The sequence below is a fragment of the Polynucleobacter sp. AP-Kaivos-20-H2 genome (genome assembly GCF_018882215.1).
Lineage (GTDB): Bacteria > Pseudomonadota > Gammaproteobacteria > Burkholderiales > Burkholderiaceae > Polynucleobacter.
Genome location: NZ_JACVOX010000002.1, coordinates 681,153 through 707,712, shown reverse-complemented (window position 1 = coordinate 707,712; position 26,560 = coordinate 681,153). Strand labels below are relative to the sequence as shown.

Annotated in this window: 32 protein-coding genes, 1 tRNA gene and 1 pseudogene; all 34 read left to right on the top strand. The window is 46.4% G+C overall.

Annotation, left to right across the window (positions count from 1 at the left end):
• Window positions 1–14: 14 nt before the first annotated feature.
• The 34 genes and pseudogenes from ICE89_RS08020 to rplO all read left to right on the top strand — a co-directional run bounded on the left by ICE89_RS08020 (window position 15) and on the right by rplO (window position 26,560).
• Window positions 15–90, top strand: a tRNA-Trp gene (locus ICE89_RS08020).
• Window positions 91–110: 20 nt separating this feature from the next.
• Entirely contained in the window at window positions 111–488 is a 378-nt protein-coding gene (secE, locus tag ICE89_RS08015; RefSeq protein ID WP_215321267.1) for a preprotein translocase subunit SecE, read from the top strand.
• 7 nt (window positions 489–495) lie between these two features.
• Window positions 496–1,068: a transcription termination/antitermination protein NusG gene (gene nusG, locus ICE89_RS08010; protein WP_216263282.1), complete on the top strand. Its 573-nt coding sequence runs from the start codon at window positions 496–498 to the stop codon at window positions 1,066–1,068.
• Window positions 1,069–1,230: 162 nt separating this feature from the next.
• Window positions 1,231–1,662: a 50S ribosomal protein L11 gene (rplK, locus tag ICE89_RS08005; RefSeq protein WP_068320088.1), complete on the top strand. Its 432-nt coding sequence runs from the start codon at window positions 1,231–1,233 to the stop codon at window positions 1,660–1,662.
• 2 nt (window positions 1,663–1,664) lie between these two features.
• On the top strand, window positions 1,665–2,366 hold the full coding sequence (gene rplA, locus ICE89_RS08000; RefSeq protein WP_071464433.1) for a 50S ribosomal protein L1: 702 nt from the start codon (window positions 1,665–1,667) through the stop codon (window positions 2,364–2,366).
• Between the two features lie 238 nt (window positions 2,367–2,604).
• Window positions 2,605–3,123 (top strand): annotated as a pseudogene (gene rplJ, locus ICE89_RS07995) (50S ribosomal protein L10); the annotation flags it as partial.
• A gap of 159 nt (window positions 3,124–3,282) precedes the next feature.
• A complete protein-coding gene (gene rplL / locus ICE89_RS07990) occupies window positions 3,283–3,657 on the top strand; it encodes a 50S ribosomal protein L7/L12 (protein WP_011901893.1) in 375 nt (124 codons plus the stop codon).
• 226 nt (window positions 3,658–3,883) lie between these two features.
• Entirely contained in the window at window positions 3,884–7,984 is a 4,101-nt protein-coding gene (gene rpoB / locus ICE89_RS07985; RefSeq protein ID WP_216263284.1) for a DNA-directed RNA polymerase subunit beta, read from the top strand.
• Between the two features lies 1 nt (window position 7,985).
• A complete protein-coding gene (gene rpoC / locus ICE89_RS07980; protein ID WP_215362448.1) occupies window positions 7,986–12,248 on the top strand; it encodes a DNA-directed RNA polymerase subunit beta' in 4,263 nt (1,420 codons plus the stop codon).
• A gap of 177 nt (window positions 12,249–12,425) precedes the next feature.
• Window positions 12,426–12,806, top strand: a complete 381-nt coding sequence (gene rpsL / locus ICE89_RS07975; protein WP_072582063.1) for a 30S ribosomal protein S12 — start codon at window positions 12,426–12,428, stop codon at window positions 12,804–12,806.
• 161 nt (window positions 12,807–12,967) lie between these two features.
• Entirely contained in the window at window positions 12,968–13,438 is a 471-nt protein-coding gene (gene rpsG / locus ICE89_RS07970) for a 30S ribosomal protein S7 (RefSeq protein ID WP_011901897.1), read from the top strand.
• Between the two features lie 27 nt (window positions 13,439–13,465).
• A complete protein-coding gene (gene fusA, locus ICE89_RS07965) occupies window positions 13,466–15,568 on the top strand; it encodes an elongation factor G (protein ID WP_072582064.1) in 2,103 nt (700 codons plus the stop codon).
• A 51-nt stretch (window positions 15,569–15,619) separates the two neighbouring features.
• A complete protein-coding gene (tuf, locus tag ICE89_RS07960) occupies window positions 15,620–16,810 on the top strand; it encodes an elongation factor Tu (protein ID WP_071464430.1) in 1,191 nt (396 codons plus the stop codon).
• 134 nt (window positions 16,811–16,944) lie between these two features.
• Entirely contained in the window at window positions 16,945–17,256 is a 312-nt protein-coding gene (gene rpsJ, locus ICE89_RS07955; RefSeq protein WP_011901899.1) for a 30S ribosomal protein S10, read from the top strand.
• Between the two features lie 196 nt (window positions 17,257–17,452).
• Window positions 17,453–18,109, top strand: a complete 657-nt coding sequence (rplC, locus tag ICE89_RS07950) for a 50S ribosomal protein L3 (protein ID WP_072582122.1) — start codon at window positions 17,453–17,455, stop codon at window positions 18,107–18,109.
• 11 nt (window positions 18,110–18,120) lie between these two features.
• Window positions 18,121–18,741 (top strand): 50S ribosomal protein L4, encoded by a 621-nt coding sequence (gene rplD, locus ICE89_RS07945; protein ID WP_216265478.1) that lies wholly within the window; start codon window positions 18,121–18,123, stop codon window positions 18,739–18,741.
• Window positions 18,738–19,052 (top strand): 50S ribosomal protein L23, encoded by a 315-nt coding sequence (gene rplW / locus ICE89_RS07940; protein ID WP_072582065.1) that lies wholly within the window; start codon window positions 18,738–18,740, stop codon window positions 19,050–19,052. The genes rplD and rplW overlap by 4 nt, the downstream gene beginning before the upstream one ends.
• Window positions 19,053–19,054: 2 nt before the next feature.
• Window positions 19,055–19,885 carry a 50S ribosomal protein L2 gene (gene rplB / locus ICE89_RS07935; RefSeq protein ID WP_216263285.1) on the top strand — a complete coding sequence of 277 codons (831 nt, stop codon included), beginning with the start codon at window positions 19,055–19,057 and terminating at the stop codon, window positions 19,883–19,885.
• A 20-nt stretch (window positions 19,886–19,905) separates the two neighbouring features.
• Window positions 19,906–20,184: a 30S ribosomal protein S19 gene (gene rpsS, locus ICE89_RS07930; RefSeq protein WP_046329379.1), complete on the top strand. Its 279-nt coding sequence runs from the start codon at window positions 19,906–19,908 to the stop codon at window positions 20,182–20,184.
• A gap of 7 nt (window positions 20,185–20,191) precedes the next feature.
• A complete protein-coding gene (rplV, locus tag ICE89_RS07925) occupies window positions 20,192–20,524 on the top strand; it encodes a 50S ribosomal protein L22 (RefSeq protein WP_202816811.1) in 333 nt (110 codons plus the stop codon).
• 8 nt (window positions 20,525–20,532) lie between these two features.
• Window positions 20,533–21,360 (top strand): 30S ribosomal protein S3, encoded by an 828-nt coding sequence (rpsC, locus tag ICE89_RS07920; protein ID WP_216263286.1) that lies wholly within the window; start codon window positions 20,533–20,535, stop codon window positions 21,358–21,360.
• Window positions 21,361–21,362: 2 nt separating this feature from the next.
• Complete coding sequence (rplP, locus tag ICE89_RS07915) at window positions 21,363–21,776, top strand: 50S ribosomal protein L16 (RefSeq protein ID WP_011901907.1); 414 nt, start codon at window positions 21,363–21,365, stop codon at window positions 21,774–21,776.
• A gap of 14 nt (window positions 21,777–21,790) precedes the next feature.
• Complete coding sequence (gene rpmC / locus ICE89_RS07910) at window positions 21,791–21,985, top strand: 50S ribosomal protein L29 (protein ID WP_068320118.1); 195 nt, start codon at window positions 21,791–21,793, stop codon at window positions 21,983–21,985.
• A gap of 12 nt (window positions 21,986–21,997) precedes the next feature.
• Window positions 21,998–22,267 carry a 30S ribosomal protein S17 gene (gene rpsQ, locus ICE89_RS07905; RefSeq protein WP_216263287.1) on the top strand — a complete coding sequence of 90 codons (270 nt, stop codon included), beginning with the start codon at window positions 21,998–22,000 and terminating at the stop codon, window positions 22,265–22,267.
• A gap of 183 nt (window positions 22,268–22,450) precedes the next feature.
• The gene (rplN, locus tag ICE89_RS07900; protein WP_072582069.1) at window positions 22,451–22,819 is read left to right on the top strand and encodes a 50S ribosomal protein L14; all 369 of its coding nucleotides are present in this window, start codon (window positions 22,451–22,453) and stop codon (window positions 22,817–22,819) included.
• A gap of 9 nt (window positions 22,820–22,828) precedes the next feature.
• Window positions 22,829–23,137: a 50S ribosomal protein L24 gene (gene rplX, locus ICE89_RS07895; RefSeq protein ID WP_011901911.1), complete on the top strand. Its 309-nt coding sequence runs from the start codon at window positions 22,829–22,831 to the stop codon at window positions 23,135–23,137.
• Between the two features lie 16 nt (window positions 23,138–23,153).
• Complete coding sequence (gene rplE, locus ICE89_RS07890) at window positions 23,154–23,696, top strand: 50S ribosomal protein L5 (RefSeq protein ID WP_046329383.1); 543 nt, start codon at window positions 23,154–23,156, stop codon at window positions 23,694–23,696.
• Window positions 23,697–23,705: 9 nt separating this feature from the next.
• On the top strand, window positions 23,706–24,011 hold the full coding sequence (gene rpsN / locus ICE89_RS07885; RefSeq protein ID WP_011901913.1) for a 30S ribosomal protein S14: 306 nt from the start codon (window positions 23,706–23,708) through the stop codon (window positions 24,009–24,011).
• A gap of 24 nt (window positions 24,012–24,035) precedes the next feature.
• A complete protein-coding gene (gene rpsH / locus ICE89_RS07880) occupies window positions 24,036–24,431 on the top strand; it encodes a 30S ribosomal protein S8 (protein ID WP_011901914.1) in 396 nt (131 codons plus the stop codon).
• Window positions 24,432–24,441: 10 nt separating this feature from the next.
• A complete protein-coding gene (gene rplF / locus ICE89_RS07875) occupies window positions 24,442–24,975 on the top strand; it encodes a 50S ribosomal protein L6 (protein ID WP_215358832.1) in 534 nt (177 codons plus the stop codon).
• A 13-nt stretch (window positions 24,976–24,988) separates the two neighbouring features.
• Window positions 24,989–25,342: a 50S ribosomal protein L18 gene (gene rplR, locus ICE89_RS07870; protein ID WP_215293454.1), complete on the top strand. Its 354-nt coding sequence runs from the start codon at window positions 24,989–24,991 to the stop codon at window positions 25,340–25,342.
• Window positions 25,343–25,360: 18 nt separating this feature from the next.
• A complete protein-coding gene (rpsE, locus tag ICE89_RS07865) occupies window positions 25,361–25,879 on the top strand; it encodes a 30S ribosomal protein S5 (RefSeq protein ID WP_216265477.1) in 519 nt (172 codons plus the stop codon).
• A 24-nt stretch (window positions 25,880–25,903) separates the two neighbouring features.
• Window positions 25,904–26,092: a 50S ribosomal protein L30 gene (rpmD, locus tag ICE89_RS07860; protein ID WP_046329387.1), complete on the top strand. Its 189-nt coding sequence runs from the start codon at window positions 25,904–25,906 to the stop codon at window positions 26,090–26,092.
• A gap of 27 nt (window positions 26,093–26,119) precedes the next feature.
• Window positions 26,120–26,560, top strand: a complete 441-nt coding sequence (rplO, locus tag ICE89_RS07855; protein ID WP_216265476.1) for a 50S ribosomal protein L15 — start codon at window positions 26,120–26,122, stop codon at window positions 26,558–26,560.

The following is a 26,560-nucleotide window of genomic DNA, read 5'->3' as shown; positions in this document are numbered from 1 at the left end:
ATTAGTTTTTATAAAGGGGTGTAGCTCAATTGGCAGAGCGTTGGTCTCCAAAACCAAAGGTTGGGGGTTCGATGCCCTCCGCCCCTGCCACGATTTGAACTGAAAGCAATATGTCTCATCAAACAGCAAGTCATACTGAAGAAAAAAGCGGCTGGGTCTCTGGACTCGCTGCTTTAGTCGTCGTTGCAGCGCTAGTCTTGTACTACACGCTGGTAGATCAATCTATGTTGATTCGTCTCGCTGTTTTGTTTGGCGGTATTGCTGCTGCAGTTTTGATTGTGGCGATTTCACCAGATGGGCGCCGCTTTATCGCCTACGCAAAAGATTCTTGGTATGAAGTAAAAAAGGTTGTTTGGCCAACTCGTAAAGAGACCACCCAAATGACTCTAGTCGTATTTGGCTTTGTTCTGATCATGTCCTTGTTTTTGTGGATTGCAGACAAATTGATTGAATGGCTAGTTTTTTCAGTCTTTTTGGGCTGGAAGTGAGTAAAAAATGATTGATTCTGAAGTAGCTACTAATCCACAAGCTACCGGCAATATGCGCTGGTATGTCATTCATGCTTATTCCGGAATGGAAAAAAGCGTGAAAAGAGGCCTTGAAGAGCGCATTGCTCGTTCTGGAATGCCTGAGAAATTTGGCCGTATTTTGGTCCCTTCCGAAGAGGTTGTGGAGATCAAGTCCGGCACCAAGTCAGTTTCTGAGCGTCGTTTCTTCCCAGGATATGTTCTGATTGAGATGGAAATGACCGATGAGAGCTGGCATTTGGTGAAAAATACGCCAAAAGTGACCGGTTTCGTTGGTGGTGTTCGTAACCGCCCAAGCCCGATTTCTACAGCTGAAGTAGCCAAAATCATGGATCAAATGCAGGCTGGGGTGGATAAACCTAAGCCTAAGACCCTATTTGAGGTTGGCGAGATCGTACGCGTTAAAGAAGGTCCATTTATTGATTTCAACGGAAACATCGAAGAAGTCAATTATGAGAAGTCAAGATTGCGCGTTTCTGTTACAATTTTTGGCCGCGGTACCCCAGTTGAGCTGGAGTTCGGCCAAGTAGAAAAGATGTAAAAACAAGGACTTAGTCCTGTTTTGCAGTAGCGGTAAGTTTGAAGTGGTTATTTAGTTTTTGTATTTAACCGAGGAGCGGAGCTAGAAAGCCAAAAACTAGCGAAGCGTTTACTCAACAGCGGTCTCTCCTTATGAGGTTAGGCGCGCTTTTAGGAGCAACACATGGCAAAGAAGATTATTGGCTTTATTAAGCTGCAGATCCCTGCAGGTAAAGCAAATCCATCACCACCCGTAGGTCCAGCATTGGGTCAACGCGGCCTTAATATTATGGAATTCTGTAAGGCGTTCAATGCTCAAACTCAGAGCATGGAACCAGGTCTTCCAATTCCAGTCGTGATTACAGCGTTTGCTGATAAGAGCTTCACATTCATTATGAAGACTCCTCCAGCAACCATCATGATTAAGAAGGCTGCGAAGATTGAAAAAGGATCACCACGTCCTCATACCGATAAAGTGGGTTCAATTACTCGTGCTCAAGCGGAAGAAATCGCTAAAGCAAAAATGCCAGATTTGACAGCAGCCGATATGGACGCAGCTGTTAGAACAATCGCTGGTAGCGCCCGTTCCATGGGCATCACTGTGGAAGGTCTCTAATCATGACTAAATTATCTAAACGTGTAAAAGCTATTCAATCTAAAGTTGATCGCAATAAATTCTATTCATTAGATGACGCATTGAACCTCGTTAAAGAGTGTGCAACTGCTAAGTTTGATGAGTCAATCGACGTTGCAGTTCAGTTAGGTATTGATGCTAAGAAATCTGACCAAGTTGTGCGTGGCGCAGTAGTGCTCCCAGCTGGTACAGGTAAGCATGTTCGTGTGGCTGTTTTTGCTCAAGGCGAGAAGGCTGAACAAGCTAAAGCCGCTGGTGCAGAAATCGTTGGCATGGAAGAGCTTGCTGAACAAATTAAAGGCGGCAAAATTGATTTCGATATTTTGATCGCATCCCCAGACACAATGAAAATTGTTGGTACTTTAGGTCAAGTATTGGGCCCACGTGGTTTGATGCCGAATCCAAAAGTTGGAACAGTAACTCCTGACGTTGCTACTGCAGTTAAAAATGCAAAAGCTGGTCAAGTTCAGTTCCGTGTGGACAAAGCCGGTATCGTGCACGCAAGCATTGGCCGTCGTTCATTCGAGCCAACTGCATTGAAGTCCAACTTGCTCGCATTGCTCGAGGCTTTGAATAAAGCAAAGCCACCTGCATCTAAGGGTATTTATTTAAAGAAGGTTGCCGTAAGCAGCACCATGGGTGCAGGCGTACGCGTAGACCAAGCATCGTTACAGGCAGCAGCTTAATTAGCCTGTAACAAAAAAGAACTTTGGGTCGACTCCCGCTCTTTGGGTGAGAGTCGAACATCAAAGACCGTTGGTGAATGAGTTTGCTTTTATAGAGATGAATTCTTAATCGTTACGAAAGTAATAGCCAGCGCAGATGGCGACCCTGAAAAGATTTTCACAAGAACTTTGTGAACAAATGATCAGACGCTGGTGTGTAACCCCAACTGGAAACAGTTGGTTTTTTAGGAGTTAAACCGTGCCTTTGAATGTACAAGACAAAAAAGCGATTGTTGCTGATGTCGGCGCTCAATTGGCTGGAGCCCAAACTGTCGTGCTCGCTGAATACCGTGGTATTCCAGTAGAGCAGTTGACAAAGCTACGTGCTAGCGCACGTGACCAAGGTGTATATCTTCGCGTTTTGAAGAACACATTGGCACGCCGTGCTGCACAAGGCACTCAGTTTGAGCCTCTTGCTGATTCGATGGTTGGCCCCTTGATTTACGGCATCTCTGCTGATCCTATTGCTTCGGCAAAAGTATTGCAGAACTTTGCTAAGACTCAAGACAAGCTAGTCATTACTGCTGGCTTATATAACGGCAAGTTGTTGGACGTAGCGGGTGTTAAATCCCTCGCGTCTATTCCAAGCCGCGACGAGTTGTTATCTCAGTTGTTGGGTGTGATGTTGGCCCCAGTTTCTGCGATGGCTCGCGTATTGGGCGCAGTAGCAGCACAAAAGGCAGAAGGAGCACCTGCTCCTGTTGCAGCACCGGTAGCAGAAGTAGCAGCAGCCCCAGCAGAAGTAGTTGCTGAAGCCGCCGCTCCAGAAGCAAGTGCTGAGCCTGCAGCCGCAGCCCCAGAAGCTGGAACAGAAACACCTGAAACCCCTGCCGCTGAATAAGCGACAGATTAACTATTTAAGTATTAGGAGCTAAAAATGGCGATTACTAAAGAAGAAATCATTGATGCAGTAGGTAGCATGTCCGTTATGGATTTGAACGACTTGGTTAAAGCGTTCGAAGAGAAATTTGGCGTTTCAGCTGCAGCGATGGCTGTTGCTGGTCCTGCTGGTGCAGCTGGCGGCGCTGCTGCTGAAGAGCAAACAGAATTCACTGTTAACTTGCTCGAAGCTGGCGCAAACAAGGTTTCAGTAATTAAGGCAGTTCGCGAAATTACTGGTCTTGGCTTGAAAGAAGCTAAGGACTTGGTTGACGGTGCACCGAAGCCAATCAAAGAAGCTGTTGATAAGAAGACGGCTGAAGAAGCTAAGAAGAAGCTTGAAGAAGCTGGCGCTAAAGCAGAACTCAAGTAATGCATACAATGCTGGCGCCTCTCAAAAAGGGGCGTTAGCCATGTTGGGTTTGACCTCTAGAGGTCAAACCCGATTTCATTTCTGATTGAAATCGGGTTTGCCTTCTGATACGACTGCAGAATGCAAGTTTGGTCGGACACTAGATCTATCGGTTTAGTGTTGTCCGCCAGTGATTGGTAGTGGCCAATCGCCAAATCTTTGTACAGTCGCTGAATTCGGAGATGAAATGAACTATAGCTTCACCGAACGCAAGCGAGTCCGTAAAAGCTTTGCTAAGCGAGTAAACAACCACCAGGTTCCGTACCTGATCGCAACGCAGCTGGAATCCTACGCTAAATTTTTACAGGCTGAAAAGCCAGCAATGTCTCGTCTTACTGAGGGACTTCAAGCTGCCTTTACATCAGCATTCCCAATTGTGTCTAACAACGGCTATGCACGTATGGAATACGTGTCTTACCAGTTATCACAGCCACCGTTTGACGTTAAAGAATGTCAACAACGTGGTTACACATACCACTCAGCCTTACGCGCAAAAGTTCGCTTGATTATTTATGATCGCGAAGCGCCTACTAAGGTTAAAGAGGTAAAAGAGAGCGAAGTCTACATGGGTGAAATTCCACTCATGACAGAAAACGGCTCTTTTGTGATCAATGGTACTGAGCGCGTCATCGTTTCTCAGTTACACCGTTCCCCAGGCGTGTTCTTCGAACACGATAAGGGTAAAACACATAGCTCAGGTAAGTTGCTGTTCTCAGCACGCATCATTCCTTACCGTGGTTCATGGCTCGATTTCGAGTTTGATCCAAAAGACATTCTCTATTTCCGCGTTGACCGTCGTCGTAAGATGCCTGTCACCATTTTGCTCAAAGCAATTGGTTTAAACAACGAACAGATTCTTGCTAACTTCTTTAACTTTGATCATTTCTCATTGACTGCTAACGGCGGCTCAATGGAATTTGTGCCAGAGCGTTTGCGTGGTCAGCTAGCTAATTTTGATGTGCTTGATAAAAATGGCGTTGTCGTCATTCAAAAAGACAAGCGTATCAATGCAAAGCATATTCGCGAACTCGAAGCTGCTAAAACAAAAACAATCGCTGTACCAGACGACTATTTAATTGGTCGTGTAGTGGCACGTAATATTGTTGATCCAGATTCTGGTGAAATCTTAGCTTACGCTAATGATGAAATCACTGAAGAGTTGTTGGCTACATTGCGCGATGCAGGCATCAAGCAATTGGAAACCATCTACACGAATGATTTAGATTCTGGCGCATACATTTCACAGACATTGCGTACTGATGAAACTGCAGATCAAATGGCTGCTCGTATCGCCATCTACCGCATGATGCGTCCTGGTGAGCCTCCAACAGAAGATGCTGTTGAAGCCTTGTTCCAGCGCTTGTTCTATAACGAAGATACTTACGATTTGTCACGCGTTGGTCGTATGAAGGTCAACAGCCGTTTGAACCGTCCAGAAATGGAAGGTCCAATGGTTCTGTCAAACGAAGATATTCTCGACACCATTAAGTCTCTTGTAGATTTGCGTAATGGCAAAGGCGAAGTAGACGATATCGATCACTTAGGTAATCGTCGTGTACGTTGCGTTGGTGAGTTGGCTGAAAACCAATTCCGTGCTGGTTTGTCACGTGTCGAGCGTGCGGTTAAAGAGCGTCTCGGCCAAGCCGAAACAGAAAACCTCATGCCGCATGACTTGATTAACAGCAAGCCAATTTCTTCTGCGATTCGTGAGTTCTTCGGTTCTTCACAGTTATCCCAGTTTATGGACCAAACCAACCCACTCTCAGAGATCACGCACAAGCGTCGTATTTCTGCATTGGGACCTGGTGGTTTGACACGCGAGCGCGCAGGCTTTGAAGTGCGTGACGTGCATCCAACCCACTATGGACGTGTTTGCCCAATCGAAACTCCAGAAGGACCAAACATTGGTTTAATCAACTCACTCGCGTTATTTGCGCGTTTGAATGAGCACGGTTTCTTAGAAACCCCATACCGTAAAGTTTCCAATAGCAAGGTAAGCGACGAAGTGGTTTACCTCTCTGCGATTGAGGAAGCAAAGTATGTGATTGCTCAGGCAAACGCAACAATCGACAAGAGCGGTAAGTTGGCCGACGAATTGGTTTCTGCTCGTGAAGCTGGCGAGACCATGATGGTTAGCCCAGAGCGCATCGATTTCATCGACGTTGCTCCGAGCCAGATCGTTTCTGCTGCTGCTTCACTTGTTCCATTTTTAGAGCACGATGATGCGAACCGTGCGTTGATGGGTGCAAACATGCAGCGTCAAGCAGTTCCCTGCTTGCGTCCAGATAAGCCATTGGTTGGCACAGGTTTAGAGCGTATTGTTGCGGTCGACTCCGGTACGGTTATTTTGGCGTCCCGCGGCGGTATCGTTGATTATGTTGACGCAAACCGTGTCGTGATTCGTGTAAACGATGATGAGACAGCTGCTGGTGAAGTTGGTGTGGATATTTACAACCTCATCAAGTACACCCGCTCAAACCAAAACACTAACATTAACCAACGTCCAATCGTTCAGGCTGGTGATCGTGTTGTCCGCGGCGACGTAGTTGCTGATGGCGCATCTACCGATTTGGGTGAATTGGCTTTGGGTCAAAACATGACTGTGGCATTTATGCCATGGAACGGTTACAACTTTGAAGATTCAATCTTGATCTCTGAAAAAGTTGTTGCTGATGATCGCTATACCTCTATTCATATTGAAGAGTTGTCGGTTGTTGCTCGTGACACCAAGCTTGGTTCAGAAGAAATTACTCGCGATATCTCCAATTTGGCAGAGTCACAACTCTCGCGTTTGGATGAGAGCGGTATTGTTTACATCGGTGCTGAAGTTGAGGCTGGTGACGTATTGGTTGGTAAAGTAACTCCAAAGGGTGAGACCACTCTCACCCCTGAAGAGAAGCTCCTCCGTGCGATCTTCGGTGAAAAAGCATCTGATGTTAAAGATACTTCTTTGCGCGTTCCATCAGGAATGATCGGTACCGTTATTGATGTTCAAGTCTTCACCCGTGAAGGTATTGAGCGCGATGCACGTGCACAGTCAATTATCCAAGAAGAATTACAACGCTATCGTTTGGACTTAAACGACCAGTTGCGTATTGTTGAGGGCGATGCCTTCATGCGTTTAGAAAAGCTGTTGATTGGCAAAGTTGCCAACGGCGGCCCTAAGAAATTAGCTAAAGGCACCAAGATCGACAAGGAATACCTTGCTGATTTGGATAAATACCATTGGTTTGATGTTCGTCCTGCAGATGAAGAAGTTGCCTCACAAGTTGAAGCGATTAAATCTTCTATCGAAGCAAAACGTAAACAGTTTGACGAAGCTTTTGAAGAGAAGCGTACCAAGCTTACCCAGGGCGATGATCTGCAACCTGGCGTAACGAAGATGGTTAAGGTGTATTTAGCTGTTAAGCGTCGCTTGCAGCCTGGTGACAAGATGGCCGGTCGTCACGGTAACAAGGGCGTGGTTTCTAAAATCGCCCCAGCTGAAGACATGCCATTTATGGCTGACGGACGCCCTGTTGACATCGTCTTGAATCCATTGGGCGTTCCTTCCCGTATGAACGTTGGTCAGATCTTGGAAACCCACTTAGGTTGGGCGGCTCAAGGTATTGGTAAGCGTATCGACGAGATGGTTCGTGAACATGCTAAGCAAACCGAATTACGTAAGTTCTTCAAACAGCTTTACAACGAAACGGGCCGCATTGAAGATATCGACAACTTCACTGATGAGCAGATCAATGTTTTGGCCGAGAATCTTCGCCAAGGCTTGCCATTTGCTACTCCAGTGTTTGACGGTGCTACTGAAGCTGAAATCGGCCGCATGCTCGAGTTGGCGTATCCAGAAGAGGTTGCTAAATCTTTGAAGATGACTCCTTCACGTCAGCAAATGATTTTGTGCGACGGTCGAACTGGCGATCAATTTGAGCGTCCAGTAACCGTTGGCGTAATGCACGTCTTGAAACTCCACCATTTGGTCGACGACAAGATGCACGCACGTTCAACCGGACCTTACTCTTTAGTAACGCAACAGCCATTGGGCGGTAAAGCTCAGTTCGGTGGTCAGCGCTTTGGTGAGATGGAAGTCTGGGCCCTCGAAGCATACGGTGCTTCATATGTCTTGCAGGAAATGCTGACAGTGAAGTCCGATGACGTCGCAGGCCGTACCAAGGTTTACGAAAACATCGTCAAGGGCGAGCACACGATTGATGCTGGCATGCCCGAATCCTTCAACGTGCTGGTAAAAGAAATCCGTTCGTTGGGTATTGACATTGACATGGAGCGCAATTGATATGAAAGCATTGCTCGATTTATTTAAGCAAACGCAGGGCGAAGAGCAGTTTGATGTCATCAAAATTGGTCTCGCATCTCCTGAGAAAATTCGCTCATGGTCTTTTGGTGAAGTACGCAAACCAGAAACCATCAACTACCGGACTTTTAAGCCCGAGCGTGATGGTTTGTTCTGCGCCAAAATTTTTGGGCCAACCAAAGACTACGAGTGCTTATGCGGTAAGTACAAGCGTTTAAAGTTCCGTGGCGTTATCTGCGAGAAATGTGGCGTTGAAGTTACTCTCGCTAAGGTACGTCGTGAGCGCATGGGCCACATTGAGTTAGCAGCCCCTGTAGCGCACATTTGGTTCTTGAAGTCTTTGCCATCCCGTTTGGGCATGGTTCTCGATATGACATTGCGGGATATCGAACGCGTTCTTTACTTTGAAGCATATGTAGTAGTTGATCCTGGTATGACTCCTGAAGGCGCGATGAAGCGCGGTCAGATCATGTCTGAAGATGAGTACATTGCTAAGACCGAAGAGTATGGTGACGGTGCATTTACCGCCATCATGGGCGCTGAAGGTATTCGTGATCTCTTGCGTTCGATTGATATCGATCGTGAAGTAGAGACTATTCGTGCTGACTTAAAAGCCACTGGTAGCGATGCCAAGATCAAGAAATACGCAAAGCGCTTAAAAGTGCTTGAGGCGTTCCAGACTTCAGGCATTAAGCCTGACTGGATGATCATGGAAGTGTTGCCGGTATTGCCACCTGAATTGCGCCCATTGGTGCCATTGGATGGCGGTCGCTTTGCTACTTCTGATTTGAACGACCTCTATCGTCGCGTGATCAACCGTAACAACCGTTTGAAGCGTTTGTTAGAGTTGCGCGCACCAGAGATCATCGTTCGTAACGAAAAGCGCATGTTGCAAGAAGCGGTTGACTCATTGCTCGACAACGGTCGTCGCGGTAAGGCTATGACTGGCGCTAACAAGCGTCCTCTCAAGTCCTTGGCTGAGATGATTAAAGGTAAGAGCGGTCGTTTCCGTCAAAACTTGTTGGGTAAACGTGTTGACTACTCTGGTCGTTCAGTCATCGTGGTTGGCCCTACATTGAAATTGCATCAGTGCGGCTTACCAAAATTGATGGCCTTGGAATTGTTCAAGCCATTCATTTTCAACAAGCTTGAGACTTTAGGAATTGCAACCACCATTAAGGCTGCGAAGAAAGAAGTTGAAAGCCAGACTCCAATCGTTTGGGACATTCTCGAAGAAGTGATTCGTGAGCATCCAATCATGTTGAACCGTGCGCCTACATTGCACCGTCTCGGTATTCAGGCTTTCGAGCCAATGCTGATTGAAGGTAAAGCAATCCAATTGCACCCATTAGTCTGCGCGGCATTTAACGCCGACTTTGACGGTGACCAAATGGCGGTTCACGTTCCTTTGTCGCTCGAAGCGCAAATGGAGGCACGTACATTGATGTTGGCTTCGAACAACGTATTGTTCCCAGCTAACGGCGAACCATCTATCGTTCCTTCACAGGACGTGGTGTTGGGTCTGTATTACGCTACACGTGACAAGATCAACGGTAAGGGTGAAGGCATGGTCTTCGCTAACATTACTGAAGTAGTTCGCGCATACGAAGCGGGTCAAGTTGAATTGGCTTCTCGTGTTGCTGTCCGTATTACTGAGTTTGAGATCGTGGACAAGAAGGCAGAGGGCGACGCCCGTTTTGCTGAAAAGACCAAGATCTATCAAACCTCAGTTGGCCGTGCCATCTTGTCTGAGATTTTACCGAAGGGTATGTCTTTCGAGGAAATTAACAAACCTTTGAAGAAAAAAGAAATCTCACGTTTGATCAACACTTCATTCCGTAAGTGCGGTTTGCGTGAAACAGTGATTTTTGCTGACCGCCTCTTGCAGTCTGGTTTCCGTTTGGCAACCAACGCTGGTATCTCAGTTGCGATCGACGATATGTTGATCCCAACTTCTAAAGAGCGCATCATCACTGAGGCATCTGCCAAGGTTAAAGAGTATGACAAGCAGTTCATGTCAGGTCTCGTAACCAATCAAGAGCGTTATAACAACGTGGTTGATATTTGGGGTGCTGCAGGTGACCAAGTCGGTAAAGCGATGATGGATGAGTTGTCACACGTTGACGTACTCGACCGTAACGGTAAGACCGTTCGTCAAGAATCCTTTAACTCCATCTACATGATGGCGGATTCTGGTGCGCGTGGATCTGCAGCGCAGATTCGTCAGTTGGCTGGTATGCGTGGTTTGATGGCAAAGCCTGATGGCTCGATCATTGAAACCCCAATTACTGCAAACTTCCGTGAAGGCTTGAACGTGTTGCAGTACTTCATTTCAACCCACGGTGCTCGTAAAGGTCTGGCTGATACAGCTTTGAAGACAGCGAACTCTGGTTACTTGACGCGTCGTTTGTGCGACGTTACTCAAGATCTTGTGGTAATCGAAGATGATTGCGGCGCAACCAATGGTGTAACCATGAAGGCGCTGGTTGAAGGCGGCGAAATTATCGAAGCATTGCGTGACCGTATTTTGGGTCGTGTATGTATCGGTGACATCGTTCACCCTGACACACAAGAAGTCATTGTTCCGAACGACACATTGCTCGATGAAGATCACGTTGATCAAATCGTTGCATTGGGTATCGACGAAGTTAAAGTTCGCACAGTATTGTCTTGCTTAACTCGCTTTGGTTTGTGCGCGAAGTGCTACGGACGTGATCTAGGTCGCGGTGGTTTGGTGAACGTTGGTGAAGCGGTTGGCGTTATCGCTGCTCAGTCCATCGGTGAGCCAGGCACACAGTTAACTATGCGTACCTTCCACATTGGTGGTGCAGCGTCACGTGCGTTGGTTGCAAGCAATATTGAAGCCAAATCTAATGGTGCTTTGAAGTTCTCCGGCACGATGCGCGTTGTTAAGAACGCGAAGGGCGAGCAGATCGTGATTTCACGTTCTGGCGAAGCCTTGATCGTTGATGAGAACGGTCGTGAGCGCGAGCGTCATAAAGTTCCATACGGTGCAACTCTCTTGCTGAAAGAAGATGCAGCTGTTAAGGCTGGCGCAAGCTTGGCGACATGGGATCCGTTAACACGTCCGATTATTTCTGAGTACGCTGGTATCGCCCGCTTCGACAACGTTGAAGAAGGCGTTACTGTTGCTAAGCAGGTTGACGAAGTTACTGGCCTCTCCACTTTGGTGGTAATTGACGGTAAGCGTCGTTCTGCAGCAAGCAAAGGCGTTCGCCCAATGATCAACTTAGTTGATGACAAGGGTAACGAAGTCATGATCGCTGGTACTGATCACCCGGTAAACATTGGTCTCCAAGTGGGCGCTTTGATTACTGTTAAAGATGGCCAGAAAGTCGAAGTTGGTGAAGTATTGGCGCGTATTCCAATCGAATCACAGAAGACTCGCGACATTACCGGTGGTTTGCCACGCGTTGCTGAATTGTTCGAAGCGCGTTCACCTAAAGATGCAGCTGTCTTGGCGAAAGTGACTGGAACAGTTTCCTTCGGTAAAGAAACCAAAGGTAAACAGCGTTTGGTGATTACCGATATGGACGGCGAAGCCAATGAATTCTTGATTCCTAAAGAGAAGCAAGTTCTCGTTCATGACGGTCAAGTTGTGAACAAGGGCGAGATGATTGTGGAAGGCCCTGCTGATCCACATGACATCTTGACTCTCAGGGGTATTGAAGAGTTGGCGATCTACATCGTTGATGAAGTTCAAGACGTTTACCGTTTGCAAGGCGTGAAGATTAACGACAAGCACATTGAAGTGATCGTGCGTCAAATGTTGCGTCGTGTGCAGATCACTGATGGCGGCGATACGGCTTACATCACTGGTGAGCAAGTTGAGCGTTCAAAACTGTATGACGCTAACGATTTAGTGATTGCCGCAGGTAAGCGCCCAGCTCAGTTCGAAAACGTGCTGTTGGGTATTACTAAAGCATCCTTGTCGACCGACAGCTTCATTTCAGCGGCTTCTTTCCAAGAAACCACCCGAGTATTGACCGAAGCCGCAATTATGGGCAAGACCGATACACTCCGTGGCCTCAAGGAAAACGTCATTATTGGTCGTCTGATCCCTGCTGGTACCGGCTTGTCTTATCGCCGTGCACGCAAGGTCAGAGAGCAATTCGAGCGTGATCGCGCTCAAATGATTGCCGCCGAAGAGGAAGCAATGGCCAATATGCCTGTAGAAATTGAGGCTGAAGTCGTTGCTCCTGCTGGGGAGGCTGATCCGAGCTAATTTGGTATTTCTGGCCAGAAATGGCCAGTTTTTTCCCCATTTGGTTGACGGAAAAGGCTGGCCAAGCTAGAATGCTGAGTTCTACTGATTCAGAAGAGGGTCTTTTTGACCTAGAAATTCTCTAAGTCATTGATTTTCTTGAAGAAAGCAACAAAGAAGTACTAACCGAGCTATTTTATGCCAACAATTAATCAATTAATACGTAAGCCAAGATCCAGGCTAATCGTTAAAAGCAAGAGCCCTGCACTGGAAAACAGTCCGCAGCGCCGTGGTGTTTGTACACGTGTGTACACCACTACTCCTAAAAAGCCTAACTCTGCGCTGCGTAAAGTAGCCAAAGTTCGCTTAACCAATGGTTTTGAAGTGATTTCATACATTGGTGGTGAAGGCCATAACCTCCAGGAACACTCAGTAGTGTTAATCCGTGGTGGTCGTGTAAAGGATTTGCCAGGTGTTCGTTACCACATCGTTCGTGGCTCACTTGACTTGCAAGGTGTTAAAGACCGTAAGCAGTCACGTTCCAAGTACGGTGCTAAGCGCGCTAAGAAATCTGCTTAATCTTTCAATAGATTTTTGCTGAAGTATTTGTAGTAAGTCTTCGTTTGTCAGACTTAAAAGACAAGTAAGTGGTTGTTCCGTCTAAGAATCTTCTTAGATAGTAGGGCAACCGGAGCGGGTGATCCATGTGGGTCGCCCCTAACTGAACTGAAGGAGTAGTTATGCCACGTCGTCGTGAAGTTCCCAAACGGGAAATTTTGCCGGATCCAAAATTCGGTAATGTAGAAGTAGCTAAATTCATGAACGTCCTCATGTTGGACGGCAAGAAATCGGTTGCAGAGCGTATCGTTTACGGTGCCTTTGATCACATCGAGAAAAAAGCAAACAAAGAACCACTCGAAATTTTCTCAACAGCTATGGGCAACGTTAAGCCAATGGTTGAGGTGAAGAGCCGTCGTGTTGGTGGCGCTAACTACCAGGTTCCTGTTGAAGTTCGCCCATCACGCCGTTCTGCTTTGGCAATGCGCTGGGTGCGCGAAGCCGCTAAAAAGCGCGGTGAGAAATCTATGGCTCAACGTTTGGCCAACGAATTATTGGAAGCTGCAGAAGGTCGCGGCGGAGCAATGAAGAAGCGTGAAGAAGTTCACCGTATGGCAGAAGCTAACAAAGCTTTCTCACATTTCCGCTTCTAATCAAATAGTAAAGAAAAGGCACCAACAGTGGCACGTAAAACCCCCATCGACAGATATCGCAATATTGGTATCTCTGCGCACATTGACGCAGGCAAGACAACAACTACAGAGCGCGTTTTGTTCTACACCGGTGTTAATCATAAAATTGGTGAAGTACATGATGGCGCTGCAACCATGGACTGGATGGAACAAGAGCAAGAGCGTGGTATCACGATTACTTCTGCTGCTACTACAACATTCTGGAAGGGTATGGCAGGTAACTTCCCAGAGCACCGCATCAATATTATTGATACCCCAGGACACGTAGACTTCACTATTGAAGTCGAGCGTTCAATGCGCGTTTTGGATGGTGCTTGTATGGTTTACTGTGCGGTAGGTGGTGTGCAGCCACAATCTGAAACTGTTTGGCGTCAAGCTAACAAGTATCAAGTTCCCCGTTTAGCTTTTGTAAACAAGATGGACCGCACTGGCGCGAACTTCTTTAAGGTCTATGACCAGATGAAGTTACGCCTTAAAGCAAACCCTATCTTGATCCAGATTCCTATTGGTGCTGAAGAAAACTTCAAGGGCGTTGTGGACTTGGTAAAAATGAAGGCTATCTATTGGGATGAGGCTTCACAAGGCACTAAGTTTAGCTACGAAGAGATTCCTGCTGAATTAAAAGCATCTGCAGATGAGTGGCGCGAAAAGATGGTTGAAGCCGCCGCTGAAAGTTCAGAAGAGTTGATGGAGAAGTATCTCGGTGGCGAAGAGTTAACCGAAGAAGAAATCAAAAAAGCGTTGCGTCAACGTACGATTGCTAATGAAATCATTCCAATGATGTGCGGAACTGCGTTCAAAAACAAAGGCGTTCAGGCAATGTTGGATGCGGTGGTTGAGTTATTGCCATCCCCATTAGACGTTCCACCAGTTCCTTGTGAATTGGAAGACGGTACCCCAACAACACGTAAAGCTGACGATGCTGAGAAATTCTCTGCATTGGCATTTAAGATCATGACTGACCCATTTGTTGGCCAGCTCATCTTCTTCCGCGTTTACTCAGGCGTAATGAAATCTGGCGACACAATCTACAACCCAATCAAGGGTAAGAAAGAGCGTGTTGGACGTTTGTTGCAGATGCATGCAAACCAACGTGAAGAAATTAAAGAAGTTTACGCAGGCGATATCGCTGCAGCAGTTGGTCTAAAAGACGCAACTACGGGCGAAACTCTATGTGATCCAGATAGCATCGTGATTTTGGAGCGCATGGTATTCCCAGAGCCAGTGATCTCACAAGCTGTTGAGCCAAAAACTAAGCCTGACCAAGAAAAAATGGGCCTTGCTTTGAACCGCTTGGCACAAGAAGATCCTTCTTTCCGCGTTAAAACGGATGAAGAGTCTGGCCAGACAATTATTTCTGGAATGGGCGAGCTCCATTTGGAAATTTTGGTTGACCGTATGCGCCGTGAATTTGGTGTTGAAGCCACTGTTGGTAAGCCACAAGTTGCCTATCGCGAAACCATTCGCAAAGTTTGCGAAGAAATCGAAGGTAAGTTTGTTAAGCAGTCTGGTGGTCGCGGTCAATACGGTCACGTTGTATTGAAGCTAGAGCCACAAGAGCCAGGCAAAGGTTTTGAATTCATTGACGCTATTAAGGGTGGTGTTGTTCCACGCGAATACATTCCTGCAGTAGAAAAAGGAATTCGCGAAACATTGAACTCCGGTATTTTGGCTGGTTATCCAGTTGTTGATATCAAAGCAACATTGTTCTTTGGTTCATACCATGACGTTGACTCTAACGAAAACGCATTTAAGATGGCAGGCTCAATGGCTTTCAAGGACGGTATGCGTAAAGCAGCACCAGTGTTACTTGAGCCAATGATGGCTGTTGAAGTAGAAACACCAGAAGATTTCATGGGTAACGTAATGGGTGATCTCTCATCCCGTCGCGGTATTTTGCAAGGTATGGATGACATTCCAGGCGGCGGCAAGATCGTTCGTGCTGAAGTGCCGTTGGCAGAGATGTTTGGTTACTCAACAGGCTTGCGCTCGTTGACCCAAGGTCGCGCTACCTACACCATGGAATTTAAGCATTATTCCGAAGCACCGAAGAACGTTGCTGAAGCAGTTATGGCTGCTAAAGCGAAGTAATTTATCCACATTAATTTTGAATATTGACTAGCTAAAGAAGGCAGATTAAAAATGGCAAAAGAAAAATTCGAGCGGACAAAACCGCACGTAAACGTAGGCACTATCGGTCACGTTGACCACGGTAAAACGACATTGACAGCAGCAATTGCAACCGTGCTTTCTAAAGCATTCGGTGGCGAAGCTAAAGCATACGATCAGATCGATGCTGCTCCTGAAGAAAAAGCACGTGGTATTACGATTAATACTGCGCACGTTGAGTACGAGACTGCAAACCGTCACTACGCACACGTTGATTGCCCAGGACATGCTGACTACGTGAAGAACATGATTACGGGTGCTGCTCAGATGGACGGCGCAATTTTAGTTTGCTCTGCTGCTGACGGCCCAATGCCACAAACACGTGAGCACATCCTTTTGGCACGCCAAGTGGGCGTTCCTTACATCGTGGTGTTCCTCAACAAGTGCGACATGGTTGACGATGCTGAATTGTTAGAACTCGTTGAAATGGAAGTTCGTGAGCTTTTATCGAAGTACAACTTCCCTGGCGATGACACACCAATCATCCAAGGTTCTGCCAAGTTAGCCCTTGAAGGCGACGAAGGCCCATTGGGTAAAGAAGCCATCATGAAATTGGCTGAAGCATTAGATACTTACATCCCAACTCCAGAGCGTGCTGTTGACGGCGCGTTCTTGATGCCAGTAGAAGACGTGTTCTCTATCTCCGGTCGCGGTACTGTTGTAACCGGTCGTATCGAGCGCGGTATCGTTAAAGTAGGTGAAGAGATTGAAATCATCGGTATCAAGCCAACACTCAAGACAACTTGTACTGGTGTTGAAATGTTCCGCAAATTGCTCGACCAAGGTCAAGCAGGCGATAACGTTGGTATCTTGTTACGCGGTACAAAACGTGAAGAAGTTGAGCGCGGCCAAGTATTGGCTAAGCCAGGTTCAATCACCCCACATACTCACTTTACAGCCGAGGTTTACATCTTGGGTAAAGATGAAGGTGGTCGTCATACACCATTCTTTAACAACTATCGTCCACAGTTTTACTTCCGTACAACGGACGTAACGGGTTCAATCGAGTTGCCAAAAGACAAAGAAATGGTCATGCCTGGCGATAACGTCACGATTACCGTAAAACTCATCGCTCCAATCGCGATGGAAGAAGGTTTACGTTTTGCGATCCGTGAAGGTGGCCGTACTGTTGGCGCCGGCGTGGTTGCAAAGATTTTGGCTTAAGTAGTAAGTTAGAAATAAAGCAGTAGAAGTAAAAATATTTAGCGGTTTGCTAACCGGTGACATCAGTGCTGCTGATGTCACCGAGCTCTTTAGATGTATAACGTGGCAGCACCACAACGCTCTTTGGAATTAATATGCAAAACCAAAAAATTCGTATTCGCCTTAAAGCATTTGATTACCGTTTGATCGACCAGTCTGCAGCTGAAATCGTTGATACAGCTAAGCGCACTGGTGCAGTTGTTAAGGGTCCAGTACCTTTGCCAACCCGTATTGAGCGTTTTGATATCTTGCGTTCACCACACGTGAACAAGACATCCCGTGATCAGTTAGAGATCCGTACCCATCTGCGTTTGATGGATATCGTTGATCCTACAGAGAAAACTGTAGATGCTTTGATGAAATTAGACCTACCAGCAGGTGTGGACGTCGAAATTAAGTTGCAGTAATTTGTTGTTTCCAGTCTTTTTGCTTGTCAAGACTGGGTTTTCGGGATAGAATCTAAGGCTTCACTCAATTATTTGGGCGAAAATCTTAGTTTTATCAGCACTAAAACGTTGTAAGTTATTGATTTAGAAGTATTTTTACTTGTAAATCACTTAAATTAATTTTGCCGACCAATCGAAGTCGGCGTGGAGCATGAATATGAGCTTAGGCTTAATCGGCCGCAAGGTCGGCATGACCCGTCTATTTACGGACGAAGGGGATTCAATCCCTGTAACTGTAATTGACGTGAGCGACAACAGAATCGCTCAAATCAAGACCCAGGCAACTGATGGCTATGATGCTATCCAGTTAGCACATGGCACACGTAGAGCTACTCGCGTTACTAAAGCAATGGCTGGTCACTTCGCCAAAGCTGGTGTGATGGCTGGTAATGGCCTCAACGAATTTCAATTAGACGCAGCAAAAATCGCAGAAATGACACCAGGACAAGTTATTCCTGCTGACACTGCATTTACTGCTGGTCAAAAAGTGGACGTGCAAGGTGTGTCTATCGGTAAGGGCTACGCAGGTACCATCAAGCGTTATCACTTTGCTTCTGGTCGTGCATCCCACGGTAACTCACGTTCACATAACGTACCAGGCTCAATCGGTATGGCGCAAGATCCAGGTCGTGTTTTCCCTGGTAAGCGTATGACCGGTCACTTGGGTGACGTTACACGTACAGTTCAAAATTTAGTCATCGCACGCATTGATTCAGAGCGTAATCTGATCATGGTTAAAGGCGCCATTCCAGGTGCCCCAGGCGGTAAAGTTATTGTTACTCCAGCGGTTAAAACACCGTTGAAGAAGAAATAAGGAGAGCGAATATGGAACTTAAGCTTCTCCAGGACAACGGTACTTTAGGTGCGGGCTTCCAAGCTTCACCAGAGGTATTCGAGCGCGAATATAACGAAGCATTGGTGCACCAAGTTGTTGTGGCTTATCAAGCTAATGCACGTAGCGGTAACCGTGCACAAAAAGACCGTGAGCAAGTTAAGCACACAACCAAGAAACCTTGGCGTCAAAAAGGTACTGGTCGTGCACGTGCTGGTATGAGCTCTTCCCCGCTGTGGCGTGGAGGTGGCCGTATATTCCCGAATTCTCCAGAAGAGAATTTCAGCCAAAAAGTAAACAAGAAAATGTACCGCGCTGGTATGAGATCTATTTTGTCTCAGTTAGCCCGTGAAGGTCGTTTGAATGTTGTTGATCAATTTTCTCTTGACGCTCCAAAGACTAAAGTTTTAGCTGACAAAGTTAAAGCAATGGGTTTGGATTCAGTCTTGATTATTGTTGATCAGGTTAGCGAGAATTTGTACTTGGCATCACGTAACTTGCATAAAGTTGCTGTATGTGAGCCACAGCACGCTGATCCATTAGCTTTGGTCCAATACAAAAAAGTATTGGTTAGCAAAGCTGCGATCGCAAAAATTGAGGAGTTGCTGAAATGAGCCAAGTCCGTAAAAATGATCACAATCTAATGAGGGTTCTGCTTGGACCGGTTATCTCTGAAAAAGCCACTATGGTTGCAGAGAAAAACGAACAAGTAGTTTTCCAAGTAGCTCGCGACGCAAACAAGCTCGATGTAAAACAAGCGGTTGAATTGCTCTTCAAAGTGCAAGTTGACTCTGTTCAGATCGTGAATCAAAAGGGTAAGCCTAAGCGCTATGGCCGTTTTGAAGGTCGTCGTGACCACACTAAGAAGGCCTACGTAAGCTTGAAGCCAGGTCAAGAAATTAACTTTGAAGCGGAGGCGAATTAATCATGCCTTTGATGAAGACAAAACCGACCTCACCAGGTCGTCGTTCAATGGTCAAGGTGGTCAATCCTGACCTGCATAAAGGTAAACCTTTTGCAGCGTTGGTGGAGCCACAATTCCAAAAAGCGGGTCGTAACAATAATGGTCACATCACTACCCGTCATAAGGGTGGTGGTCATAAGCATCACTATCGTGTTGTTGATTTCAAACGCAATGACAAAGATGGTATTCCAGCAAAAGTTGAACGCTTGGAATACGATCCAAACCGTAGTGCAAATATTGCATTGATCGTGTTTGCCGATGGTGAGCGTCGCTACATTCTGGCAGCTAAAGGAATGTCTGTTGGCCAGGCCTTGATGACTGGTTCAGAAGCCCCAATCAAGTCTGGTAACAACTTGCCAATTCGTAACATTCCTGTTGGTAGCACAATTCACTGTGTAGAAATCATGCCAGGTAAGGGTGCTCAAGTTGCCCGTTCCGCTGGTGGTTCAGCAGTATTGTTAGCACGTGAAGGCGTATACGCTCAAGTGCGTTTGCGCTCCGGTGAAGTTCGCCGTGTTCTGATTGACTGCCGCGCAACTATTGGTGAAGTTGGTAACGAAGAGCACAGCCTGCGTGTTATCGGTAAAGCTGGTGCAAATCGCTGGCGTGGTATTCGCCCAACCGTTCGCGGTGTGGCAATGAACCCAGTAGATCACCCACATGGTGGTGGTGAAGGTAAAACTGGCGAAGGCCGTGTACCAGTATCTCCATGGGGCACTCCAACCAAAGGTTATCGTACACGTCGTAACAAGCGTACAACATCGATGATCGTTCAACGTCGTCAAAAGCGTTAAGCGATTAAGGAAAAATAGATATGACACGTTCAGCTAAAAAAGGCCCATTTTGCGAAGCCAGCTTGGTAAACAAGGTTGAAGTCGCACAAGCCAACAAAGACAAAAAGCCGATCAAAACTTGGTCACGCCGTTCAACAATCCTCCCAGACTTTATTGGTCTGACGATTGCTGTGCATAACGGTCGTCAACACGTTCCGGTTTATGTATCAGAAAACATGGTGGGTCATAAGTTAGGCGAATTTGCCTTGACCCGTACTTTCAAAGGTCACGCTGCTGACAAGAAAGTAACGAAGAAGTAAGGGGATGATGATGGAAGTTAAAGCTATTCACAAGAGCGCCCGCATTTCTGCGCAAAAGACACGTTTGGTCGCAGACCAAATTCGTGGTTTGCCAATTGCACGCGCATTAAACATTTTGAATTTCAGCCCTAAGAAAGCTGCCTTCATTGTGAAAAAAGTGGTTGAGTCTGCAGTGGCCAACGCTGAACACAATAAAGGTGCTGATATTGATGAGCTCAAGGTTTCAACAATTATTGTTGATAAAGGTACTTCCTTGAAGCGCTTCACAGCGCGCGCTAAGGGCCGTGGTAATCAAATTGAAAAACAAACATGTCACATTACCGTGACCTTGAGTAACTAAGGAAAGATATGGGACAAAAGATAAACCCAACCGGATTCCGACTCGCGGTAACGAAGAATTGGACATCACGTTGGTATGCAAACAATACTGACTTCGCGAAGATGTTGAAAGAGGACGTAGATGTCCGCATCTATCTCAAGAAGAAGTTGAAGAATGCATCCGTAAGTAAGGTTGTGATTGAGCGTCCTGCAAAGAATGCCCGCATTACTATCTATAGCTCACGTCCAGGCGTTGTAATCGGTAAAAAAGGCGAAGATATTGAAGTGCTCCGCCGCGAATTGCAAAAGCGTATGGGTGTTCCAGTCCACGTAAACATTGAAGAAATTCGTAAGCCAGAAGTTGACGCGCAATTAATTGCTGACTCAATTACTCAGCAGCTCGAAAAACGTATCATGTTCCGTCGTGCGATGAAGCGTGCAATGCAAAATGCAATGCGTCTTGGCGCACAAGGCATCAAGATCATGTCATCAGGTCGTTTAAATGGCGCTGAGATTGCTCGTCGCGAATGGTATCGCGAAGGTCGCGTTCCACTTCATACATTGAAGGCTGATATTGATTACGCAACATCAGAAGCTGAAACTACATACGGCATTATTGGTGTAAAAGTTTGGGTATACAAAGGCGACACATTGGGTCGTGGTGCAGAAGCTCAAGCAGCTGCTCCATCCGCTGAACCAGCTGCCGAAGAAAAGAAAACTCGTCGTGCCCCAAGCAAGACAGCTGCTCGTAAACCAGCCGCTGGCACAGACAAGCCATTAGTTGCTGCTAAGCCAGCAGTAAAGCGTGTGCGTAAGGTTGAAACACCTGCCGCAGATACGCAGAAGTCAGGAGAGTAAGCATGCTACAACCAAAGCGTCGCAAGTATCGTAAGGAACAAAAAGGTCGTAACACTGGCGTGGCAACACGTGGTAGTTCCGTAGCCTTTGGTGACTTTGGATTGAAGGCCGTTGGCCGTGGTCGTTTGACTGCTCGTCAAATCGAGTCAGCACGTCGTGCAATGACTCGTCACATTAAACGTGGTGGCCGTATTTGGATTCGCATTTTCCCAGATAAGCCAATTTCACAAAAACCTGCTGAAGTACGTATGGGTAACGGTAAAGGTAATCCAGAGTACTACGTAGCTGAAATTCAACCAGGCAAAGTGCTCTACGAGATGGACGGTGTTGATGAGCAATTGGCGCGCGAAGCTTTCAAGCTTGCTGCTGCTAAGTTGCCTTTACAGACCACTTTCGTGATTCGCCACTTAGGTTGATCGGGATAGAGATTATGAAAAATACAGAATTAGCTTCAAAAGATCTGAACGCTTTGAATGCAGAGTTAACCGAGTTACTCAAGACCGGTTTCAAGCTCCGCATGCAAAAAGGCACTCAGCAACTCACAAATACCAGCCAATTGGGTAAAAATAAGCGCGACATCGCTCGTGTGAAGACTTTTATCGCCCAAAAGACTGCACAGAAATAAGGAAAAAGGGATATGACAGAACTATCTAAACCCTTACGCCGCACACTCGTGGGCCGTGTTGTTAGTGACAAAATGCAAAAAACTGTGACGGTATTGGTTGAGCGTCAAGTTAAGCATCCAGTGATTGGTAAGTATGTTGGCCAGTCCAAAAAGTACCATGCTCATGACGAAGCTGGCACATACAAGATGGGTGATACCGTTGAAATTGCTGAATCTAAGCCAATTTCACGCACTAAATCTTGGGTTGTGACCCGTTTAGTACAGGAATCAAAGGGTATTTAAAGAAATATTGGGGATTTTGGCGAACTTTCTTGCCAAATCCCTTTTTTACGTAGTAGAATAGAAAGCTTCTCTGGTTTTATTGGAGAAGCAGTGTTTTTCATTAATTCCGGGTTTTAACTTTCGTTAAAGCCCATAGACGGAACCAAGACTGTTTGCCTTTGGCCAATAAGTTGGGGATTAGAAATGATACAAACCGAAAGTAGATTACAGGTTGCCGATAACACAGGCGCCAGTGAAGTGTTGTGCATCAAGGTATTGGGCGGCTCTAAGCGTCGTTACGCCAGTATCGGTGATGTCATCAAAGTCAGCGTTAAGTCTGCTGCTCCACGTGGCCGTGTTAAAAAAGGTGACATTTATAACGCCGTAGTAGTGAGAACTGCTAAGGGTGTTCGCCGTCCAGATGGTTCATTGATTAAGTTCGATGGCAACGCTGCGGTATTGCTCAACGCTAAGTTAGAGCCAATTGGCACACGTATCTTTGGACCAGTGACGCGCGAGTTGCGTACTGAAAAGTTCATGAAGATCGTTTCTCTCGCCCCCGAAGTTATTTAAGAGGCTGATATGAAAAAGATTCGTAAAGGTGATTCCGTAGTTCTGTTGACTGGCCGTGATAAGGGCAAGCAAGGAACTGTTACAGCCGTTCTCGAGAACAAGTTAGTGATCGAAGGCGTAAACATTTATAAAAAGAGCGTTAAGCCAAATCCAGCAGCCGGCGTTACTGGCGGCATGATTGACAAGACGATGCCTGTTCACATTTCTAATGTGGCAGTGGTTGACGGTAACGGCAAACCATCACGTGTTGGTATCAAACTCGTTGATGGCAAAAAGCAACGTTTCCTCAAAACCACTGGCGCAACTTTAAGCGCATAAGGGGAACGGAGAAATTATGAGCACACGTTTTCAAGAACACTATCAAGCTAAAGTTGTTGCAGATTTAATCGCCAAGTTTGGCTACAAGTCTGTAATGGAAGTTCCACGTATCACCAAAGTTACCCTGAACATGGGCTTGGGTGATGCAGTGAACGACAAGAAAATTATCGAAAATGCAGTTGGCGATTTAACTAAAGTTGCGGGCCAAAAGCCAGTTGTAACTAAAGCCAAAAAAGCGATTGCAGGTTTCAAAATTCGTCAAGGTTACCCAATCGGTGCCATGGTTACATTGCGTGGTGCACGCATGTACGAATTCTTGGATCGTTTCGTTACTGTTGCATTGCCACGCGTACGCGACTTCCGCGGTATTTCTGGTAAAGCATTTGATGGCCGTGGTAACTACAACATCGGCGTTAAAGAACAGATCATTTTCCCTGAAATCGAATACGACAAAATTGATGCCCTTCGTGGTCTCAATATCAGTATTACGACGACTGCTAAGACCGACGAAGAAGCAAAAGCTTTGTTGGCAGCATTCAAATTCCCTTTCCGCAATTAAGAGGCTAACGTGGCAAAACTATCCCTAATTGAGCGCGAGAATAAGCGCGCAAAAACTGTAGAGAAGTACGCTGTAAAGCGTGCCGAACTCAAAGCGATCATTGCTGATCAATCACGCAGCGATGAAGAGCGCTATGAAGCTCGCTTGAAACTACAGGCACTTCCACGTAACGCAAGCCCGATTCGTCAAAGAAATCGTTGTTCATTAACCGGTCGACCACGTGGCACATTCCGTAAATTCGGTTTGGCTCGTAGCAAGATTCGTGAAATCGCCTTCCGTGGCGAAATCCCCGGTTTAACCAAGGCCAGCTGGTAAGCGGCGAAAGAATTAGGAGAACTCATGAGTATCAGCGATCCAATCGCCGACATGTTGACAAGGATCCGCAATGCGCAAGCAGTGCAGAAACCCGTAGTCTTGATGCCGTCGTCAAAAGTAAAAGTAGCCATCGCAAAAGTTTTGCAAGATGAAGGCTATATCGAAAGTTTCGAAATCAAAGGTGAAGCAGCTAAGCCAGTGCTCCACATCGATCTCAAATACTATGCAGGCCGTCCTGTTATTGAGCGTATTGACCGTGTATCAACACCAAGTCTGCGTATCTATAAAGGCCGCCATGACATTCCAGAAGTAATGAATGGCTTGGGCATCGCAATTATTTCAACCCCTCAAGGCGTAATGACAGACCGTAAAGCACGTGCAACAGGCGTGGGCGGCGAAGTTATTTGCTACGTAGCTTAAGGAGCGAAATATGTCCCGCGTAGGTAAATCACCAATTACAGTCCCTAAGGGCGCTGAGATTAGCATCAACGGTGCAAACGTGACTGTTAAGGGCCCATTGGGCACTTTGACACACAACTTGCATCCTTCTGTTGGTTTGAAACAAGAAGATGGCGTATTGACAGTTGTTTTAAATAACAACTCACCAGAAGCTGGTGCACAGTCAGGTACAGCCCGTGCTTTGGTTAACAACATGGTTGTTGGCGTAACTGCTGGCTTTGAGCGCAAGCTCAGCTTGGTAGGCGTTGGTTATCGTGCTGCTGCTCAAGGTGAAACATTGAAGTTGCAGTTAGGTTTCTCACACGACATTATTTACAACCTGCCAAAGGGTGTGAAGGCTGAGACTCCAACTCAAACTGAAATCATTATCAAAGGTTCCAACAAGCAGCAAGTTGGCCAGGTCGCAGCTGAAGTTCGCGCTTACCGTTCACCAGAGCCATACAAAGGCAAAGGCGTTCGCTACGTGGATGAGGTTGTGCATCTGAAAGAAACTAAGAAGAAGTAAGCGAGATTAGAAAATGAATAAAGACGAATCCAGACAAAGACGCGCTAGGCAGACTCGTATTCGCATTGCCGAAGCATTGGCAAATCGCTTAACAGTTATCCGTAGCAATACTCATATTTCTGCTCAGGTTTATAGCCCATGCGGAACCAAAGTTGTAGCAGCTGCTTCAACAATGGAAAAAGAATTGCGCCAAGCGATCAAAAACGGCGGCAACGCTGAAGCGGCTAAACAAATCGGCAAATTAGTTGCTGAGCGTGCTGTTAAGGCAGGCATTGTCGATGTTGCATTTGATCGTTCCGGTCATCGTTACCACGGCCGTATTAAGGCCTTAGCTGAAGCTGCGCGTGAAGCCGGCCTGAAGTTCTAATAGGGTTTAGGAAAAAACATGGCAAAAATGCAAACTAAGATGCAAAACGAAGAGCGTGATGATGGTCTTCGCGAGAAGATGATCGCTGTTAATCGTGTAACTAAAGTGGTTAAGGGTGGTCGTATTCTCGGCTTCGCTGCACTCACTGTAGTTGGCGATGGCGATGGCCGCATCGGCATGGGTAAAGGCAAATCAAAAGAAGTTCCAGTTGCTGTTCAAAAAGCAATGGATGAAGCTCGTCGCAAGATGATCAAAGTCACTTTGCGTAAAGGTACTTTGCAGCACACTGTTACTGGTAAACATGGCGCGTCACGCGTTTTGATTTCTCCAGCTAAAGACGGTACTGGAATTATTGCTGGCGGCCCAATGCGCGCAATTTTCGACGTAATGGGTGTAACTAACGTGGTTGCTAAGTCACTTGGCTCTACAAACCCATACAACTTGGTTCGTGCAACCATTGATGGTTTGAGCAAGATGAGTACTCCTGCTGAGATTGCTGCTAAGCGCGGTAAGTCAGTTGAAGAGATTCTCGGCTAAGACCAAAAGATTAGGAATCTACAAATGACAACAACTAACTCCAAAGTCAAACTGCAATTAGTACGCAGCTTGATCGGTACACGCGAAAGCCACCGTGCAACTGTACGAGGCTTAGGCCTTCGTCGTATCAATTCAGTTTCTGAATTGGAAGACACTCCAGCTGTTCGCGGCATGATTAATAAAGTTTCTTATCTAGTTAAAGTCGTTGGCTAATAACTAGCAAGTAAATAGGCGAAGAATATGCAACTCAACACAATTAAACCTGCTGAAGGCTCCAAGAAAAACCGTCGTCGCGTTGGTCGCGGTATTGGTTCTGGTCTTGGTAAAACTGCTGGCCGTGGTCACAAAGGTCAAAAATCCCGTTCTGGTGGTTTCCACAAGGTTGGATTTGAAGGCGGTCAGATGCCTATGTATCGTCGTTTGCCAAAACGCGGTTTCGTGTCTTTGACACGTCGTCACGTTGGTCAAATTACATTGAACCATTTAGCAAAAATCAATTTGCCAGAAGTGGACTTATTGGTATTGAAGGCACACGGCTTTGCTGGTGAGCAAATCAATGCAGTTAAGGTTATCAAGACTGGTGAGCTCAAGATTGCTGTAACCCTCAAGGGTATTACAGCAACTGCCGGCGCAAAAGCAGCTATCGAAGCAGCTGGCGGCAAATTGGTTGAATTGGTTTAA